The 16,462-nt window shown below is 59.6% G+C and carries 15 protein-coding genes; 7 read left to right on the top strand and 8 right to left on the bottom strand.

What is annotated here, in order from left to right; all coding sequences use genetic code 11:
- Positions 1–46: 46 nt before the first annotated feature.
- The 4 genes from RTCIAT899_RS04100 to RTCIAT899_RS04085 form a co-directional block, all read right to left on the bottom strand.
- Positions 47–1,024 (bottom strand): magnesium transporter CorA family protein, encoded by a 978-nt coding sequence (locus RTCIAT899_RS04100; protein WP_015338966.1) that lies wholly within the window; start codon positions 1,022–1,024, stop codon positions 47–49.
- Between the two features lie 413 nt (positions 1,025–1,437).
- A complete protein-coding gene (apbC, locus tag RTCIAT899_RS04095) occupies positions 1,438–2,592 on the bottom strand; it encodes an iron-sulfur cluster carrier protein ApbC (RefSeq protein WP_041677239.1) in 1,155 nt (384 codons plus the stop codon).
- A 636-nt stretch (positions 2,593–3,228) separates the two neighbouring features.
- Positions 3,229–3,969 (bottom strand): helix-turn-helix transcriptional regulator, encoded by a 741-nt coding sequence (locus RTCIAT899_RS04090; protein ID WP_015338964.1) that lies wholly within the window; start codon positions 3,967–3,969, stop codon positions 3,229–3,231.
- 324 nt (positions 3,970–4,293) lie between these two features.
- Positions 4,294–5,103 (bottom strand): IclR family transcriptional regulator, encoded by an 810-nt coding sequence (locus RTCIAT899_RS04085; RefSeq protein WP_015338963.1) that lies wholly within the window; start codon positions 5,101–5,103, stop codon positions 4,294–4,296.
- Positions 5,104–5,230: 127 nt separating this feature from the next.
- Here RTCIAT899_RS04085 and RTCIAT899_RS04080 point away from each other — a divergent pair, with 127 nt between their 5' ends.
- The 4 genes from RTCIAT899_RS04080 to RTCIAT899_RS04065 are packed head-to-tail and all read left to right on the top strand — an operon-like array spanning position 5,231 to position 8,497.
- Entirely contained in the window at positions 5,231–6,001 is a 771-nt protein-coding gene (locus tag RTCIAT899_RS04080; RefSeq protein WP_015338962.1) for an SDR family NAD(P)-dependent oxidoreductase, read from the top strand.
- Between the two features lie 37 nt (positions 6,002–6,038).
- The gene (locus RTCIAT899_RS04075) at positions 6,039–6,971 is read left to right on the top strand and encodes a 2-dehydro-3-deoxygalactonokinase (protein WP_015338961.1); all 933 of its coding nucleotides are present in this window, start codon (positions 6,039–6,041) and stop codon (positions 6,969–6,971) included.
- Complete coding sequence (locus RTCIAT899_RS04070; RefSeq protein WP_015338960.1) at positions 6,971–7,606, top strand: 2-dehydro-3-deoxy-6-phosphogalactonate aldolase; 636 nt, start codon at positions 6,971–6,973, stop codon at positions 7,604–7,606. Before RTCIAT899_RS04075 ends, RTCIAT899_RS04070 begins: the two co-directional genes overlap by 1 nt.
- A 3-nt stretch (positions 7,607–7,609) precedes the next feature.
- Complete coding sequence (locus RTCIAT899_RS04065) at positions 7,610–8,497, top strand: SMP-30/gluconolactonase/LRE family protein (RefSeq protein ID WP_015338959.1); 888 nt, start codon at positions 7,610–7,612, stop codon at positions 8,495–8,497.
- A 13-nt stretch (positions 8,498–8,510) separates the two neighbouring features.
- On the opposite strand, the gene RTCIAT899_RS33665 is transcribed toward RTCIAT899_RS04065, so the two are convergent.
- Positions 8,511–8,924 carry a hypothetical protein gene (locus RTCIAT899_RS33665; RefSeq protein WP_162531104.1) on the bottom strand — a complete coding sequence of 138 codons (414 nt, stop codon included), beginning with the start codon at positions 8,922–8,924 and terminating at the stop codon, positions 8,511–8,513.
- Here RTCIAT899_RS33665 and RTCIAT899_RS04060 point away from each other — a divergent pair.
- Positions 8,854–9,474 carry a PRC-barrel domain-containing protein gene (locus RTCIAT899_RS04060; RefSeq protein WP_015338958.1) on the top strand — a complete coding sequence of 207 codons (621 nt, stop codon included), beginning with the start codon at positions 8,854–8,856 and terminating at the stop codon, positions 9,472–9,474. The genes RTCIAT899_RS33665 and RTCIAT899_RS04060 overlap by 71 nt on opposite strands.
- Positions 9,475–9,548: 74 nt before the next feature.
- Here the strand turns inward: RTCIAT899_RS04060 and RTCIAT899_RS04055 are convergent, their stop codons facing one another.
- Together RTCIAT899_RS04055 and RTCIAT899_RS04050 are read right to left on the bottom strand one after the other, a co-directional pair.
- A complete protein-coding gene (locus RTCIAT899_RS04055; RefSeq protein ID WP_041677238.1) occupies positions 9,549–10,904 on the bottom strand; it encodes a putative bifunctional diguanylate cyclase/phosphodiesterase in 1,356 nt (451 codons plus the stop codon).
- A 127-nt stretch (positions 10,905–11,031) separates the two neighbouring features.
- Complete coding sequence (locus tag RTCIAT899_RS04050) at positions 11,032–12,765, bottom strand: response regulator (RefSeq protein WP_015338956.1); 1,734 nt, start codon at positions 12,763–12,765, stop codon at positions 11,032–11,034.
- 344 nt (positions 12,766–13,109) lie between these two features.
- Here RTCIAT899_RS04050 and mutL point away from each other — a divergent pair, with 344 nt between their 5' ends.
- Both mutL and RTCIAT899_RS04040 read left to right on the top strand, forming a co-directional pair.
- On the top strand, positions 13,110–14,942 hold the full coding sequence (gene mutL / locus RTCIAT899_RS04045; protein ID WP_041677236.1) for a DNA mismatch repair endonuclease MutL: 1,833 nt from the start codon (positions 13,110–13,112) through the stop codon (positions 14,940–14,942).
- A gap of 143 nt (positions 14,943–15,085) precedes the next feature.
- Positions 15,086–15,316 (top strand): DUF2093 domain-containing protein, encoded by a 231-nt coding sequence (locus RTCIAT899_RS04040; RefSeq protein ID WP_015338954.1) that lies wholly within the window; start codon positions 15,086–15,088, stop codon positions 15,314–15,316.
- 29 nt (positions 15,317–15,345) lie between these two features.
- Here RTCIAT899_RS04040 and lpxK read toward each other — a convergent pair whose 3' ends face one another.
- Positions 15,346–16,395, bottom strand: coding sequence for a tetraacyldisaccharide 4'-kinase (gene lpxK / locus RTCIAT899_RS04035; RefSeq protein ID WP_015338953.1), 1,050 nt, complete (start codon positions 16,393–16,395; stop codon positions 15,346–15,348).
- Positions 16,396–16,462 lie beyond the last annotated feature (67 nt).

The following is a 16,462-nucleotide window of genomic DNA, read 5'->3' as shown; positions in this document are numbered from 1 at the left end:
TCGGGAGAATGATGGGTTTCGTTAGACATTCAGGATCACTAGACTCTCAGAGCCAGCCTTTCCAGCGAAAAAAGAAAAACGGAACGATGGCGGAAACCACCATCAACAACAGTGATGCAGGGTAGCCGAAGGCAAAATGCAATTCGGGCATATGTTCGAAATTCATGCCATAGACGGAGGCGACAAGCGTCGGCGGCAGGAACACCACGGAAGCGATCGAGAAGATCTTGATGATGGCGTTCTGCTCAATGTTGATCAGCCCCAGCGATGCGTCGAGCAGGAAGGTGATATTGCCCGCCACGAAGGACGCATGCTCGGAAAGAGATTGAACATCCCTCGAAACATTGCGGCAGAGATCCTTTGCTTCGTGGTCCTGCTGCATGGCGGGGATAGCTTGAAGGAAGGTCAGCAGGCGCGACAGCGAACTCAGACTGTCACGTATCTTGCTGAGCGTACGGTGATAGCGCGCTATGTCCTTGAGCTTTTCCTCGAGATAGTTCCCCGGCCGACGGACCTTCTTCACGCGATCGCCAAAGACATGCACCGACAATATGTCGACACCGGCGACGGTCTGTTCAAGGACCTCGGCGGTCCGATCGGCGATCGTTTCGAGCAGCTTCGCCAGGAGTACCACGCCGGTGCGCCGCTCCTGCGGGATACGCGGAAGGGCCGCAATGAAGAGAGCGAAAGACTTCGGCTGGGCATAGCGAATAGTGATCAACCGGTGTCCCGCCAGGATAAACGCGACATCGGTCAACATCGGCAGGCTGGTATCGGCCTTGCAAAGGAGCGAGGCCGTCAAAAAGACCGAGCCGTCCTCGATATAGAGCCGGCTCGAGGGCTCTATATCCTTCATGTCCTCACGCGTCGGCACTTCGAGCCCAAGCAGCCGCTCGATATTGGCTTCCTCTTCGCGCGACGGATCGACCATGTCGATCCACACGGCATCGTCGGGCAGCCGATCGATCGCCGAAAGATTGGGAAGCTCGAGCGGCTTCGAACCTGAGCAATAGGCAGTTATCAACTGCGCGCTCCTGCGGCAGCACAGATGCAGGCGGCGTCAGGACACGTTGCCCGCATCCTCTGCGATCTCACCAATGGCCGACAAAAAAAGCTCATAAAACCCCGGTCATATCCCGCCCGTCCGGCCGGGAATCCGTGTTCATGTTCCATTGCGCTGCTGTACCAATCCCTCGTCCGTCCGGGCGAAGACGCCTGCGCGGCCGAAATAAAACCACCATTTGGCGGAGATTGGTCATCGGAAACGACCGACCAGTTCCACGCAGGCGGCGCATATGCAGCAAAGCTCGCAAAGAATCAAGTCACAACCTCTTCATCGCATGCTTCGCCGCAGTTTGGCCAATCCTGCGAAGTCATAGCACAGGATGCCGACAAGACAATCCGCCGCCACAGGGAAAGCAGATCCGTCCTGGTGAATTATTCAAATACGATCGCGGGTGCCGCGCGCTGTGGACTATCCGCGACTTGCTTCCAGACATTGGCCGCGATTTCGCGATAAATATTTGCAACCACCCCGTTCGGCTCGGCGGCGACAAGCGGCGTTCCCGCATCCGAGGTCTCGCGAATGCCCATGGTCAGTGGCACTTCACCCAGGAAAGGCACGCCGATGCGCTCCGCCTCCTTGCGAGCGCCGCCATGGCCGAAGATATCATAGCGCGCGCCGGTATCGGGGGCGATGAAGTAGCTCATATTCTCGACGATGCCGAGGACCGGAACCTCGACCTTGCGGAACATGTTCAAGCCTTTGCGCGCATCGATCAGCGCCAGGTCCTGCGGCGTGGAGACGATGACGGCGCCGGCAAGCGGCACCTGCTGCGCCATAGTGAGCTGCACGTCGCCGGTGCCAGGCGGCATATCGACAACAAGCACATCGAGCTCGCCCCAGGCGACCTCGCGCAGCATCTGCAGCAGCGCCGATTGCACCATCGGCCCCCGCCAGATCATCGCGGTTTCCTCCTCGACGAGGAAACCCATCGACATGACCTTGAGGCCATAATTCTCCATGGGATTGATGATGCGCCCATCGATCTGGGTCGGGCGTCCGGAAATCTTCAAGAGGCGTGGCATCGAAGGACCGTAGATATCGGCATCCAGAATACCGACGCTCAGGCCATTGGCCAGCAGGCCCAGAGCCAGATTGACCGCTGTCGTCGATTTGCCGACGCCCCCTTTGCCCGAGGCAACGGCGATGATGGCCTTGACACCCGGAACGCCGATCTTGGCGGCGCGCGGCGGCTGTTGCGGCGCGTGTTGATGAGGATGCGAATGGGCGTGCGGGGCAGCCTGCGCAGGCGCGGGCCTAGGCGCTGGAGCGCCAGCCTTCTTGTCGGCCGTCAGCGCGACCAGGGCGCCCTTGACGCCGGGCATGTCCTTAATGACACGCTCGGCCGCAAGCCGCAGCGGCTCCAACTCCTTGGCACGCTCGGCGGGAACGGTGATGGAAAAATAGACCTTGGCGTCGGAAATGAACACATCGGAGACCATGCCGAGCTCGACGATATTGTGCTCCAGGTCCGGGCCGCGAACCGTCTTCAACGTTTCCAGCACCTGTTCCTTGGTGATGTCTGCCATTTCATCCTCACTGCAGAATCTTTTTCGGCAGCGCGGCATAGGCGGGCGCTTTCCGAAATCATTCTGGCTTAGATAGTGGAGAGGCGTGGCTTCGCCAAACGAAATTCGGGACGCCGTTGATAAAAACGTCTTCGTTGCGGCCGGCAGGTCCGCCGGGTCCATAAAGAAAAACCCTTACCAGCCGCAACGCTCTCCCAATTCGGGAAGACATGGTCGCGGGCCGACATAGATCATTCATTTGAAATATATAGGGCAACGGCGCGAAAATCGTTTCGAAACTGCGTCGGAACCTAATCAGCGTGCCAAATAAGTAACAACCGCCGCCGATCCCTTCGCCGGGAGAAGCTATGGCGAAGGTGTCGGCGGCGGTCGCTTGATCCGCGCACGTTTTCATCGGCGCTGTTATCAAAGTCCCCTCTGGACCTCTGATTTCTAGGAAGCAGGAAGCGTGCCAGTTTCCAAAAATCCGGAAAGCGACGAGTCTTCAGCACGTTATGTGAATCGCACCTGGAACAGGAGAGCGGATGGTCGCTGCAGGCTTCATCATATTTTATTTGCAGCGCACAAAAATTATTCACATGCTGCGCAAATTCCCATCACCGCCTTTTCATGGCATCGGCACAATGGGAGGCCTCACTATTTTATCAACCCGACACGCAGGGCCTTGGCGACGGCCTGCGTGCGGTTGACAGTGTCGAGCTTCTTGGTTGCGCGATTGAGGTAGTGATTGACCGTATGCTCCGACAGGGAGAGGATTTCGGCGATTTCGGCGCTGGTCTTTCCAGCGGCCGTCCAATTCAAGCAATCGATTTCGCGGTCGGTAAGCGTATCGACGACGCGAACATCCCGGCTGCGAATTTCGGCAAGCCGGTCGAACACGTGAACCGCAATATAAAAGAGATCCTTGATCTCCTGCGGCGAAAAGTGTTCGCGATCGCCAGCCAAAGAAACAGCGCCGCGAAGACCTGAGGCATCATGAGTTGGGAAATAAGCGAAACGCGTCATGCGGAAACGCTCAAACAAAGCCACGACAAGCTGCGATTTGTTTTCTTCGCGATTGGGATTTGCCACCACGTCATAAAGAAAAGGCAGCGTGGAGGCGCGCAAGCGCTGCAACACCGGGCTGGTCGACAGCAGGCTTTCCTGATCGTAGATCGACAGCAGCTCGGCCGGCCAGTTGTTGATCACCGAGCTGCTTTGCAGGTCGGAGGATGTGATCGGCGGAAGATTAAGGACCATGAAGGCGCGGCACCGGTAGGCCTCCGTCAATCCCTTCATGAAACGGAACACATCGAACTGCGTCTTAAGCCTGGTGATTTCCTCGATCAGATCCTCGTCGCGAGGGGACATTCCTGCTTGTACCAATGCCGCCATCATCAGTCTTCTTTATGTAAAAGAGGGCAAAAATACGAAGCTTCCGCTCGCTGCCCCTCACGATTAACGTCCCGGCGCCACTATCGGCCGCTCGGCAAAATATAAGTTTTCCAAAATCGTGATTGCGTCGACGCCCGTTACTATTATCTCCCCCTCGTCACCTCGCTAAATCCTCTACGGTTTCAGCGATCACCTGAAGATAATGGCAGTTCTTTGCCATATCTCAACAGTAAAATTCAAGATAAACGAGCAATTGCGCTAAGATCCCGCACCGGCAGCATTAAATCCCCCGGAGTTCCCGCAGTCGTTGCGCCAGATCTGCTGGGATCAACGTTTGGGGCCCATGCGGTTACGCATGTCCATCATGATCGAATCAGCGGCAACAACCACCCCTGGTGCCCATGTCTGCAGCCTCTGCTGCGTGACGCGATAGGCCGGGCCGGTCACCGAGACTCCGGCAAGCATATGACCATCATCGGAGCGGATCGGCGCAGCGACGCAACAGATACCGTTTTCGTGTTCCTCAAGATCGAAGGCGTAGCCCCGCGCCCTGATTTGCGAGATATCAGAGAGCAGCTCTGAGGCAGAGCGAAGGGTGTGCTCCGTGTAGGGGCGATATTCGAGACCTGAGATTCTCTCTGCAAGCTCGGCGTCGTCGAGCGCAGAAAGCGCCGCCTTGCCGACACCGGTACAATAGGCGGGAGAAGCATTGCCGACCTGCGAATACATCCGCACGGATTGCTGACCCTCCACCTTGTCGAGATAGATCACCTCCGCGCCCCGCAGGACGCCGAGATGCACGGTTTCACCCGTCACCTCCTGCAAACGGTGAAGATGCGGCTCGGCAATCGCCCGAAACTCGTTGCGCGCCCAACTGCGCGAGGCAAGGGTCAGGAGCCGCAATCCGATCCGATAGCGCCCGTCGCGGTCGACCTCCAGAAGCCCCTCCTCGACAAGATGCGACAATTGCCGATGCAGCGAGCCGCGCGGCTGATCGGAAAGCGAGAGAATGTCGGTAAAGCGCATAGGCCCATCAGCCAGTGCGACGAAATCGAGCAGGGAGACGAGCTTTCCCAGCGTCCCCGTTTCCCGATCGCGATGCCTTTTATTTTTTCCCGCCTCTGAACCCAGACCCATACTCGTTCATTTATCTCTGGCAAAACCGCACTGTCCTTGACACTGTGCAAGGGTAGTCCGATAATTCCATATAGTCAAATTACGTTCCGAATAATGGAACTTTTCATTGATCTTGGGAGGAGACATCTTGGCCGATATTCAGGCGCAATTTCCCGATCTGAAAGATCGCACGGTTCTCGTCACCGGCGGAGGCTCCGGCATCGGCGCAAGCCTTGTGGAGGCTTTTGCCCGTCAGGGGGCGAAAGTCGCCTTCATTGATATAGCCGAGGAACCCAGCAGGGCGCTTGCGGTCAAGCTTTCAGGTCAATTTGCCCATTCCGTTGCCTTCTACCATGCCGACCTGCGCGATGTCGGCGCGATCAAAAGCACGGTTGCAGCCGTCGAGGCCGATCTCGGGGCGATCCGGGTCCTCGTCAACAACGCGGGTTGGGACGACCGGCACGACATCGACACCACGACCGAAGAATATTGGGACAACAATCAGGCGATCAATCTGAAGCAAGTCTTCTTCGTCTCACAGGCGGCGGCACCGGGCATGCGTGCAGCCGGCGGCGGCGCGATCATCAATTTCTCCTCGATCGTCTTCAAGATGAACCCGCCACTTCTATCATCCTACGCGACCGCAAAGTCCGGCATCATCGGGTTGACCAAGAGCTTTGCCGGACGCTTCGGGCCGGAGAATATCCGCGTCAACGCCGTTCTGCCTGGAATGATCGTCACACAGCGCCAGCTCGACCTCTGGCTAACGGAGGACGGCATGGCGAAGATGATGGACCGGCAATGCCTGAAGCGCGTGCTGAGCCCAGAGGATCTGGTCGGTCCAGTGCTCTTCCTGGCTTCGGACTCCTCCGGCGCCATGACCGGACAAGCCATCACCGTCGATGGCGGCATTTTCTAACCTCGAGATTTCTGACGCAAGACTTGGAGCATTTCTCATGACGAAATCGGCATATGTCGCGGTGGACTGGGGCACCAGCAGTTTCCGACTGTGGCTGATCGGCGAAGACGGCAGCATTATCGCGGAGCGCCGCAGCGGCGAAGGCATGACCACGGCCGCGCAAACCGGCTTTGACAAGGTCCTGCAGGCACATCTCGACGCCGTATCGGTGCCGGACGCCATTCCCGTCATCGTCTGCGGCATGGCCGGCGCGCGCCAGGGCTGGGTGGAAGCCGGCTATATAGACACGCCGACCTCCCTCGCCGCAATCCTCACCGCGGCTGTCTCCGTGCCCGGACAATCCCGCGATATCCGCATCCTGCCAGGCCTGGCGCAACGCAGCCAGCAGATGCCCGACGTCATGCGCGGCGAGGAAACGCAGCTGCTCGGCACGGTTGCCGCCGACGCCAAGGGCGAACAACTCGTCTGCATGCCAGGAACCCATTCGAAATGGGTGCGCGTGCTGGATGGCCAGGTGACAGGCTTTTCCACCTTCATGACGGGCGAGCTTTTCGACATCATTACCAAGCACAGCATCCTGTCGCACGCGGTTGCCGGTGCTGCAGACATGCCGGCCGACACGAAGACATTCGAGACCGCCCTCAAGACGGCCCTGGATAAGCCGGCGCTCCTCACCAATCTGCTGTTTACGGCTCGCTCCGGCCAGCTTCTGAACGGGCTGACGGCAGCCGGCGCGCAGGCGCTCATATCGGGCACACTGATCGGCGCGGAAATCGCCGGCGCGCGCGCCTCTGCGGGGCAGAATGCGGCCATCACGCTCGTTGCCTCCGGCCGCCTTCAGGCGCTCTACGAAGACGCGTTCCGCGTCCTCTCCCTCCCCTTTAAGACGATCGACGCCGATGCCGCCGTCCGTCGCGGCCTTTCCGCTGCGGCCGAAGCGATCTGGTTCAAGAAAGAAAGTAAAAGCTGATGACAACTCGCACCCCCTTTCCGCCCATGAAGCGCCCGCTCATTGCCATTCTTCGCGGCATCAAACCCGAGGAAACGGCTGACATTGTCGGCACGCTGATCGAGACGGGCTTCACGGCAATTGAAATCCCGCTGAATTCGCCGGAGCCGTTCCGCTCCATCGAAATCGCTGCCAAGATGGCGCCGGCCGATTGCCTGATCGGCGCCGGCACGGTGCTGACGGTCGAAGATGTCGACAGGCTTGATGGCGCCGGCGGCAAGCTCCTGGTGACGCCGAATGTAGAGCCTGCGGTCATCAGCCGCGCCCGCGACAAAGGCATGGTGACGATGCCCGGCGTCTTCACCGCCACGGAAGCGCTCTCGGCTGCGCGCGCCGGTGCCACCGGGCTTAAATTCTTCCCCGCCGGCGTGCTCGGCGCCTCCGGCATCACGGCCATTCGCGCAGTGCTGCCGCCAGAACTCATCATCGCCGCGGTGGGTGGCGTTTCGGACAAGAATTTTGCCGATTACACCAAGGCAGGCATCCTCGCTTTCGGTCTCGGCACCAGCCTCTACAAGCCGGCAATGACGGCAGCGGAGGTTGCCGAACGCGCCAAGGTGACCATTTATGCCTATGATGCAGCCGTAGGAGCCTGATCTATGACCGATATTCATGATTTTCAGGGGAATATTCTCTGCAACACCTCCTCCGTCCTCGGGGAAGGCCCAACCTACGACCCTGATACGGATACAGTCTGGTGGTTCAACATCCTCGGCAAGGAATTGCACGAATTGCACCTGCCGACCGGCAAGAAGCAGGTTCACGAGTTGCCGATGATGGCGAGCGTGCTGGCACGTGTCGATGCGGAACGGCAGATGATCGCGACCGAACAGGGTCTCTTCCTGCGCGATATCGCAACTGGCGAATTGAGCTTCTATGCGGCCATTGAAGCCGACAAGCCCGAAAACCGCTCCAATGACGGACGCACGCATATTTCCGGATCGCTCTGGATCGGCACCATGGGTAAGCGCGCCGAGATGCAGGCGGGCGCGATCTATCATGTCGCCGGCGGCAAGGTGACCAAGATCTTCGACCAGATCAGCATTCCGAACTCCATCTGCTTCTCGCCCGACGGCACGATCGGATATTTCACTGATACCCGCGTCAGCCAGCTCATGCGCGTGCTCGTGGATCCCGAGACGGGGCTTCCGGCGGGCGAGCCGATCGTCATGGTCGACAGCATGGAAGATCCAGGCGGCCTCGACGGCTCGATCTGCGATGCCGACGGCTATATCTGGAACGCGCGCTGGGGCTCCGGCTTCGTCGACAAATACAGCCCGGATGGGCTGCGCATCGAGCGCTATCGCGTACCCGCCATGCAACCATCCTGCCCCGCCTTCATCGGCAAGAATGCGGACCGGCTGGCCGTGACGACCGCCTGGGAAGGGTTGGATGAGGAGGCGCGCTCCATGCAGCCGCAGGCTGGTGCTCTTCTGGAGCTTGGCCTGACAGTGAAGGGCGTTTTCGATCCTCCATACAAGCTTTGATTGAAGACCGCCTTCAGCCGATCAGGCTGAAGGCGGTCTTATTTTGACGGGTCATGCGGGGCGCAAGACACGTTCGGCCTCCAAGCAAAATGAAATCTGAGCTCGATCGTTTTCTGCGATCCTGATAATCTTTCTGGTTGTCTTTTGCCGCATTAGCTATTGATTTCCCAACATATTCCTTTTGTTTCCGAGCTGCACGACGCAATTTTCTGCAACTTTTGACGGAACCAAAACCTCCCTGAGCCATTGCTTCTAGGACCGGTCCGATAACGGCCGGCATCGCAAAAGTTCCACTCGCGCTGGTAAGCATGCGCGTATGACGAAGCATGCCCATCAGAATGAAAGGTAGGTTCACGATGACTGGGAAACTCTTCACTTCCGTTGCCGCAGGCGCCATCTTTGCTACGGCGTCCGTGCTTTCACCCATGGCTTTTGCCCAGGCGCAGCAGCCATCGAATGGCGGCGCAGGCAATAACGCGCCGGTAACGCAAAGCGCACCGGCAACGCCTGACGTCACCAAGCCTGATAGCTCGGCAGCACAGAAAAGTGCTCAGGCTCCTGCCCCCGCAACGGGCGGCCAAGCTGGCTATCTGACCGCACAGTCCGCCGATCAGATCAGCGCCAAGACCTATATGGGCCAGTCGGTCTATAACGGTCAGAATGAAAGCATCGGCAGCATCAACGACCTGATCCTGCAGAAGCAGGGCGGCGTCGTTGCCGCCATCGTCGGTGTCGGCGGTTTCCTTGGCCTGGGCCAGAAAAACGTCGCCGTTCCTTTCGACAAGATCAGCGCCACCCAGAACCCTCAGGACGGAACGGTGAAGCTGACGACGACTGAAACGGCCGATTCCCTGAAGGCTGCACCGGAGTTCAAGACCCTCTCGATGCAGGCCTCCGAAAAGGCGGCTCAATCGTCCGGAACGTCGACAATGCCGGCAACCGACAACACGACGACTTCGTCGACCACCAACAAGTAATTATCGACGAAGTCTGGCGAAATACAAAAGCGGCGACCCTTACGGATCGCCGCTTTCTTTGACCTTTTTCAAACTCAGGCAATTTCGCGTTCGTGGCTGAGATCGAAATAGTGGGTCTGCAGGTAACGAAGCGTCGCAGCGCCGTCGACCGGCTTTCCGAAATAATAGCCCTGCCCCATGGCGCAGCCCAGCGCCTTCAGCTTTGCCGCTTCGGCATGGTCCTCGATACCTTCCGCGACAACACGCAGATCAAGTCCTTCGCACATGGCAAGAACAGCCTTGATGATATGTTCGGAAGCCCTGTCCGAATTCATGCGCGAGACGAACGCCCGGTCAATTTTCACCTTGTCGAAGATGAACTCCCGCAAGCGCCCAAGGCTGGATTGCCCGGTGCCGAAATCGTCCAAAGAGATGCGCACGCCGACCGCGCGCAGGTCGGCGATGATGCGATGGGCCGTCTCGGCTGAGCTCATGACCGCGGTTTCGGTGATTTCGAGTTCGAGACGATGCGGATCCAGGCCGGCGCGCGTCAGGATCGCGAGAATGCTGCTGCTGGTGCCGGGATCCATCAGCTGTGCCGAGGAGAGATTGAAGGACAGAAACAATTCGCGCGGCCACGAGAGTGCTGCCTCCGCCGCCTTTCGTAGCAGGGTTTCGGACAGCGCGTCGATGAAGCCTCTCTCTTCGGCAAGCGGCACGAAAACAGCGGGGGAGACGAAGCCGAGATCCGGATCGTTCCAGCGCGCCAGGGCCTCGAAACCGAGAACCATGTTATTGGCAAGCGAGACGATCGGCTGGAAGTGCACGTCGATGGAATCGGAAATGATGGCATTGCGTAGCGCCTGTTCAAGCTGCGTCGCACGCCTCATCTCCTGAGCAATCTCCCTGGAATAGACGGTGATCTGGCCGCGGCCGCGACGCTTGGAGCGATAAAGCGCCGTATCCGCATTTTTTAGGAGATCGTCGAACTCCTCTCCGGCGAAAGGATGGATAGCAAAGCCGAAGGAGGCGGAAAGGCGGACATTGCGATCGCCGAGATCATAGGGCGCCGACAGCACTTCGCGGATCATCTGTCCGAATTTCTCGGCACCGACGCGTTCGAAGACAAGCGGCAGCACAAAGGCGAACTCATCGCCGTCATGACGTGTCACCAGCGCGCCATCCGGTATGCAGGCCTTTAGGCGATGGGCAACCTGACAGAGGATCTCGTCACCCGCTTCGACGCCGAACAGGTCGTTGATCGGCTTGAAGGCATCGAGATTGACGATTCCGATCGTAAAGGGTGCGGGATCGTCGGCACGTTCGAGCGAAAGCGCGCGCGCGCGTTCACGCATGCGATATCGATTGCCGAGCCCCGTGAGCGGATCGGTATAGGCAATTGCTTGCGGTTCTTGACTGGCTGGCCCCGGCAGCATCTCAGTCGATTTCATATTTGGTTCCGACCTTTTCTCCACCCGGGGGAAAAGCATGCCGGGGAAGTCTTAACAAAGGATGCCAAGAAGACGGTCATTCGGCACCGGCGATAAGTTGCCGTCGGTGGTGATATCATTGTAACATTTATCTATTTTGCGCCTTCAGGGCACCGCGCATGTATTTCTGGAAGACGGTCTCGATGATGTCGGGGCTTACCGGCTTCAGAATGACGTCGTCCATGCCGACCTCGGCGCATTCCTTGCGGTCCCGCTCGAAAGCCTGGGTCAGGACGCCGATAATCGGCGTATGGGTGCCGCTGCCCTTTTCCGCGCCGCGGATCAGCCGGGTGGATTCAAAACCGTTCGGTCCCGGCAGCGAAATATCCATCAGGATCAGTTCCGGACGATGCTCCTGCCACAGGCGCACCGCCTCGTCACCGCTTGCGGCGATCACATAGCTGTATCCCAACCCTTCGAGGATCTGCGAGAAGACGATCTGATTGATGTCATTGTCTTCAGCGACCAGGATTTGCGCCCGGCGCTCCTCACCGGCCGCACGCCGCCATTCGGATGCAAGCCCGGGTTCGACGATCTCGCCCAGTTCGCCACGGATGTTGCGATTGAAATGACGCGCGATCAGGAAGGCAAGCTCGGTTGCAAGCTGCGATCCGTTCAGCGACAGCGCGGTAAGGTTCTGCCGTTCGGCCAGCTCAATCCCGCGCTTGCCGAGCTGGTTGTCGACGATGACCAGGTCGATCTTGACGCCATGCGCGCTCGCCACGTCCAGAAAAGCCGCCTCTTCATTCTCGTTGTGAACGACGCAGGCTTCGAAGCCATATTTCTCGAGCGTCTTCAGAGCTGCCGTTTCGGCAGCGAAATCCGGCGTGACGACGAGCACCTTGCGGCCGTTGAAATTCTCCGGAACGAAGGTTTCCATGGCGGCCGGACGGCGAGAAATGGTCTGCAGCGCAACCATCGGAACATAGGCACGGCGATAGGAGCGATCGCTGTTTTCCCGGATGCTCGATGCCAGCGCGAACTCGTCGAAGTCGCCGCCATCCTTGGGCAGATCCTGCATGGTGCTGACCAGGAAATAGCGGCCGGGCTTGCCGATGCGCTGCTTGCGGGTGACGATATCGCGCTCGACGCCGTCACGCGCAATCTGGCGCTGCCGGGAGATCGACATTTCGCCGGTCTCGATCACATGCCGGTCGCTCTCATGAAAGCGATTGGCGAGGTCGGTGGAGAAGATATCGATGCTCTTGCGACCGCGCACTTCGTCCGCCGCCGTCTGGTACTTGTCGCAGAATGCCCGGTTGACCGCGACATAGACGAGATTCTGGTCCTTGACGAAAACCGGAAAGGGCAAATTGTCGAGAATATCCTCGGTCAGCTGCACGCGCTCTATATCGACGCGCCATTGCTCTTCCCGTTTCCTGGCTTCGGACACATCGGAGATGATGCAGAAACCGATACCCGAGGATAGCCGTCGGTTGAGGACGCGCACCCAGCGGTCGTCGGCAAAATGCTCGGTGGTCTCGAAGCGCTCACGCCAATGCGAAGCTATGCGCTGCGATATCCAATCGTCGCGGTTGGCGGGCGTTTTGCTCTGGGGGCGCTGATAGCGCACATCGCTATCGAAAACGGCGCCTAAAAAATCACGCAGCCGCGTCGAGGGTTGTAGGAAATTGGGCGCGATCGGGAAAAAGTTCAGAACCTGCCGGCTGGCGAATAATAAAAGGTCGTTCTTATCATAGGCGAAAAAGGCGCTGGAAAGACCATCGCAAAGGGCATCGAAGAACATCGTTTGCAGACTGCCGCCGAAAGGCGCATCAGCCGTCGTCATTGCCAAAGCTGCCTTTTCAAAGTCGGCAGTCATTCGTCGGATTCCTACACTCAACCAGTTTCACAACACGGCAAATCGACAAAGCGGCATTCGCTCTGCAAGGCAAATTCGTGGAAGTTGCATGCTGGCCTTGGCACTTGAAGCAGATGGCACCTGGCTCCATTTGACTGATGGCCACCAACCTGCCATCGAGAGCCGTCAGCATGCACGAAACGCGCCACCTGCGGTCATTTCAAGTTCTGTCTCGGCAACCTGTCATCATTCCCTTAAACATTGATTAAATTTCTCAACAAAGCACGGGTGGGAAACGAGTGGGTAAGCGCGTGCGGATCGCCTTTCCTCTTTCCACACCGGCGCGAATCCACGAGAATGCAGCCATGGCCATCAAGCAACTTTCCGAGACCCTGATCAACCAGATCGCCGCCGGCGAAGTCATCGAGCGCCCGGCAAGCGCGGCCAAGGAGCTGATCGAAAATGCGCTCGATGCTGGTGCGACCCGCATCGAGATCGCCACCGCAGGCGGCGGTAAGGCGTTGTTGAGAGTGACCGACAACGGCTCGGGCATGGAAGAGACGGATCTGGAGCTCGCAGTCCGGCGCCACTGTACCTCGAAGATTTCCGAGACGTTGGAAGACATTCGAACCCTCGGCTTTCGCGGCGAGGCCCTGCCCTCCATCGGCTCGGTGGCGAAGCTTTCGATTGCAAGCCGCAGAGCGGGAGCAAGCAGCGGCGCCGAGATCGCCGTTGCCGGCGGCAAGGTTCTGCATCTGCGCCCAGCCGCCGCCAATCCCGGCACGATCGTCGAGGTGCGCGACCTGTTCTTCGCGACGCCCGCGCGTCTCAAATTCCTGAAAACGGAAAAGGCGGAGGCAGCAGCGATCACCGAGGTCGTCAAGCGAATGGCGATCGCCTTTCCGCGCGTGCGCTTCGTGCTATCGGGCAGCGACCGCTCGACGCTGGAATTTCCAGCGACCGGCGACGATCATCTCGCCCGCATGGCGCAGATACTGGGTGCCGATTTCAAGGACAATGCCATCGCGCTCGATGCGGTGCGCGAGGATGTGAGCCTCAGCGGTTTTGCCGGCGTGCCGACCTTCAACCGTGGCAACTCCGCGCATCAGTATGCCTTCGTCAACGGACGGCCGGTGCAGGACAAACTAATCCTGTCGGCGATCCGCGGCGCCTATGCCGAAACCATTCCCTCCGGACGTTATCCTGTCGCCGTCCTTTCCTTGAGGCTCGACCCCGCGCTGGTCGACGTCAACGTGCATCCGGCGAAATCCGATGTGCGCTTCCGCGATCCCGGTCTCGTGCGCGGCCTGATCGTCGGGGCTGTGCGCGAGGCACTGGCGCGCGAGGGCGATCGTGCGGCCACCACCGGCGCGGACGGCATGCTGCGGGCGTTTAGCGCTGGCCGCTCCGGCTTCCAATCGGGTTGGCGCCCCTCGCCGGCAGCGGCTCCTTGGACGGCGGAAACTTCGCCATCTCGTCCTTATGAGCGAGCGGCGGCACCCGCGGGCTACGGATTTGCCGAAAGACCGCAGGCCGCCTTCGAGGGCCTTGCCATGCCCACCGCGCGCGCCGAAGTGGCGCCCCCGGTGGAAGCAATGCGAGCCCAGGAGCCGGCGCGCTTTCCGCTGGGTGCCGCGCGAGCGCAATTGCACGAGAACTACATCGTCGCTCAGACGGAAAACGGGCTCGTCATCGTCGATCAGCACGCCGCCCACGAGCGGCTGGTGTTCGAAGCTATGCGCAAGGCCCTGCATTCGAAGCGGCTGTCCTCGCAGGTGCTGCTCATTCCCGAGATCGTCGACCTGCCAGAAGAGGATTGCGACCGGCTGATGGTGTTTGCCGAAGAGCTCGGCGAACTCGGCCTCGCCATCGAACGGTTCGGGCCGGGCGCAGTCGCCGTCAGGGAAACGCCGGCCATGCTCGGCGAGGTCGACGCACAGGGCCTGGTTCGGCAACTGGCCGACGAGATCGCCGAATGGGATACGGCGTCAGGCCTTGCCGCCAAGCTGGAATATGTGGCCGCGACCATGGCCTGCCACGGCTCGGTACGGTCCGGCCGGCGCCTGCGTCCGGAGGAGATGAATGCACTTTTGCGACAAATGGAGGCGACGCCGGGCTCCGGACAATGCAATCACGGCAGGCCGACCTATATAGAATTGAAGCTCACAGACATCGAGCGGCTGTTCGGGCGCAGCTGACCTCAGCCGTTTCCAAAAGGAACTTTTCCGGAAAATAGGCTGGAAGCCGCTCCTGCCGCAGCGATCTTTACGCGTCATATTTGACGCGCGCCGCTGTAGTGCGGTATGGCAAATGGATAGGACGGATCAAGGACGGGCATCAGATGAATCTTTTTGAAGGACATGGAAATCGCGAGGCGAAAATTCGCTACCTCGACGGCGATTTCCAGATCCTGATGCCGGGTTCCTATGTCGTCTGCGCCATGACCGGCAAGCATATTGCGCTCGATGAGCTGCGCTATTGGAGTGTTGCCCGGCAGGAGCCCTATGCCGACGTCATCACTTCGCTCGAAGCCGAAAAGCGCGCCGGCGCGCTACCCAACCAGAAGCGCTGATTTCTCTCGCTGAATAACCAGACATGGCCCTAGGCCGCTTTGCTATTGCGCTTTTCCCCCAAGCGCCGCTCTCGTGCGGCTGCAATGGCCCTGTCGATAATCAGGGCTGGGGCCTGGGGATCGTCAAAGACCATATCGATCTCCATCACCCTACAGCGCTGCAGCAGTTCGTCGGCGCGGCCATGATGGCCGATCAGGCGCACGTAGTCCTTCGACGTGGTGACGATCTCCAGCCCTTCGCGCGCGGCTATGTCGAGCATGTCGGAGACGTCGTCTTCGCCGGGATGTTCGTGATCTCCGAAGCTGCGCCGGACGGCGATCTCAGCCCCCAGCGTCTCGACCGTGCGGAAGAACTTGGCGGGATCGGCGATGCCGGCGAAGGCAAGCACCTTACGTCCGCGCAAATCCTCATGCCCACGCACTCTGACGCTCGCTGAAAAGAAAGGCTTCCCCGCCCTTGCCGCAAGACGCACAACGCGATCGGCGGCGGTGCCTTCACCGACTTTCAGCAGGCCAGATGCATAGAGGAGCTGCGTGCGCAGCGGCGCACGCACCGGACCGCCTGGAACCAGGTGGCCATTGCCGATGCCCCTGCCGGCATCGACCACCACAAGGGCATAGTCGATCGCAATCTGCGCGCTCTGGAAGCCGTCATCCATGATAATGAGATCAGCCCCTTCGCGCACGAGCCTTTCCGCACCATCGGCGCGGCGACGGGCAATGACTGTCAGCGCCTCGCGGGCAAGCAGCAGCGGCTCATCGCCGACGGCCGTGGCATGATGATGCGAAGGGTCGACGACCGTCGTGACATCGAGCGAGCCGCCATAGCCGCGGCTGAGGAACCCTGGCTTCAGCCCCTTGGCTTTGGCAGCCTGGGCGAGCGCAAGCGCCGTCGGCGTCTTGCCGGCACCGCCGACCGTGAAATTACCGACACAGATGACCGGCACTGGCACGGAGGCCCGTTTGCCATGCACCATGCGATGTCCGGCGATACGGCCATACAGGAAGGAAAAGGGTGAGAGCCCCCAGGCACGCCAATCCGGCTTTCGCCACCAGAAAGGTGGGGCTTCCGATACCATGCGTCTAATCCAGCCCTATTCCTGTGCCTGCGACCAACCGGCAAGAAAGGGCAAATTGCATGAAAAA

Origin of the sequence: Rhizobium tropici CIAT 899 (genome assembly GCF_000330885.1) — a bacterium.
Lineage (GTDB): Bacteria > Pseudomonadota > Alphaproteobacteria > Rhizobiales > Rhizobiaceae > Rhizobium > Rhizobium tropici.
Note: the sequence above shows the minus strand (reverse complement) of the source record. Positions and strands in the feature narration are given on the sequence as shown.

Coding starts and splice junctions, on each gene's coding strand:
- RTCIAT899_RS04055 (WP_041677238.1), bottom strand. CDS start 10,904: ATGAAATCGACTGAGATGCTGCCGGGGCCAGCCAGTCAAGAACCGCAA.
- RTCIAT899_RS04050 (WP_015338956.1), bottom strand. CDS start 12,765: ATGACTGCCGACTTTGAAAAGGCAGCTTTGGCAATGACGACGGCTGAT.
- RTCIAT899_RS04065 (WP_015338959.1), top strand. CDS start 7,610: ATGACCGATATTCATGATTTTCAGGGGAATATTCTCTGCAACACCTCC.
- apbC (WP_041677239.1), bottom strand. CDS start 2,592: ATGGCAGACATCACCAAGGAACAGGTGCTGGAAACGTTGAAGACGGTT.
- mutL (WP_041677236.1), top strand. CDS start 13,110: ATGGCCATCAAGCAACTTTCCGAGACCCTGATCAACCAGATCGCCGCC.
- RTCIAT899_RS04090 (WP_015338964.1), bottom strand. CDS start 3,969: ATGATGGCGGCATTGGTACAAGCAGGAATGTCCCCTCGCGACGAGGAT.
- RTCIAT899_RS04070 (WP_015338960.1), top strand. CDS start 6,971: ATGACAACTCGCACCCCCTTTCCGCCCATGAAGCGCCCGCTCATTGCC.
- RTCIAT899_RS04040 (WP_015338954.1), top strand. CDS start 15,086: ATGAATCTTTTTGAAGGACATGGAAATCGCGAGGCGAAAATTCGCTAC.
- RTCIAT899_RS04060 (WP_015338958.1), top strand. CDS start 8,854: ATGACTGGGAAACTCTTCACTTCCGTTGCCGCAGGCGCCATCTTTGCT.
- lpxK (WP_015338953.1), bottom strand. CDS start 16,395: ATGGTATCGGAAGCCCCACCTTTCTGGTGGCGAAAGCCGGATTGGCGT.
- RTCIAT899_RS04085 (WP_015338963.1), bottom strand. CDS start 5,103: ATGGGTCTGGGTTCAGAGGCGGGAAAAAATAAAAGGCATCGCGATCGG.
- RTCIAT899_RS04075 (WP_015338961.1), top strand. CDS start 6,039: ATGACGAAATCGGCATATGTCGCGGTGGACTGGGGCACCAGCAGTTTC.
- RTCIAT899_RS33665 (WP_162531104.1), bottom strand. CDS start 8,924: ATGGGTGAAAGCACGGACGCCGTAGCAAAGATGGCGCCTGCGGCAACG.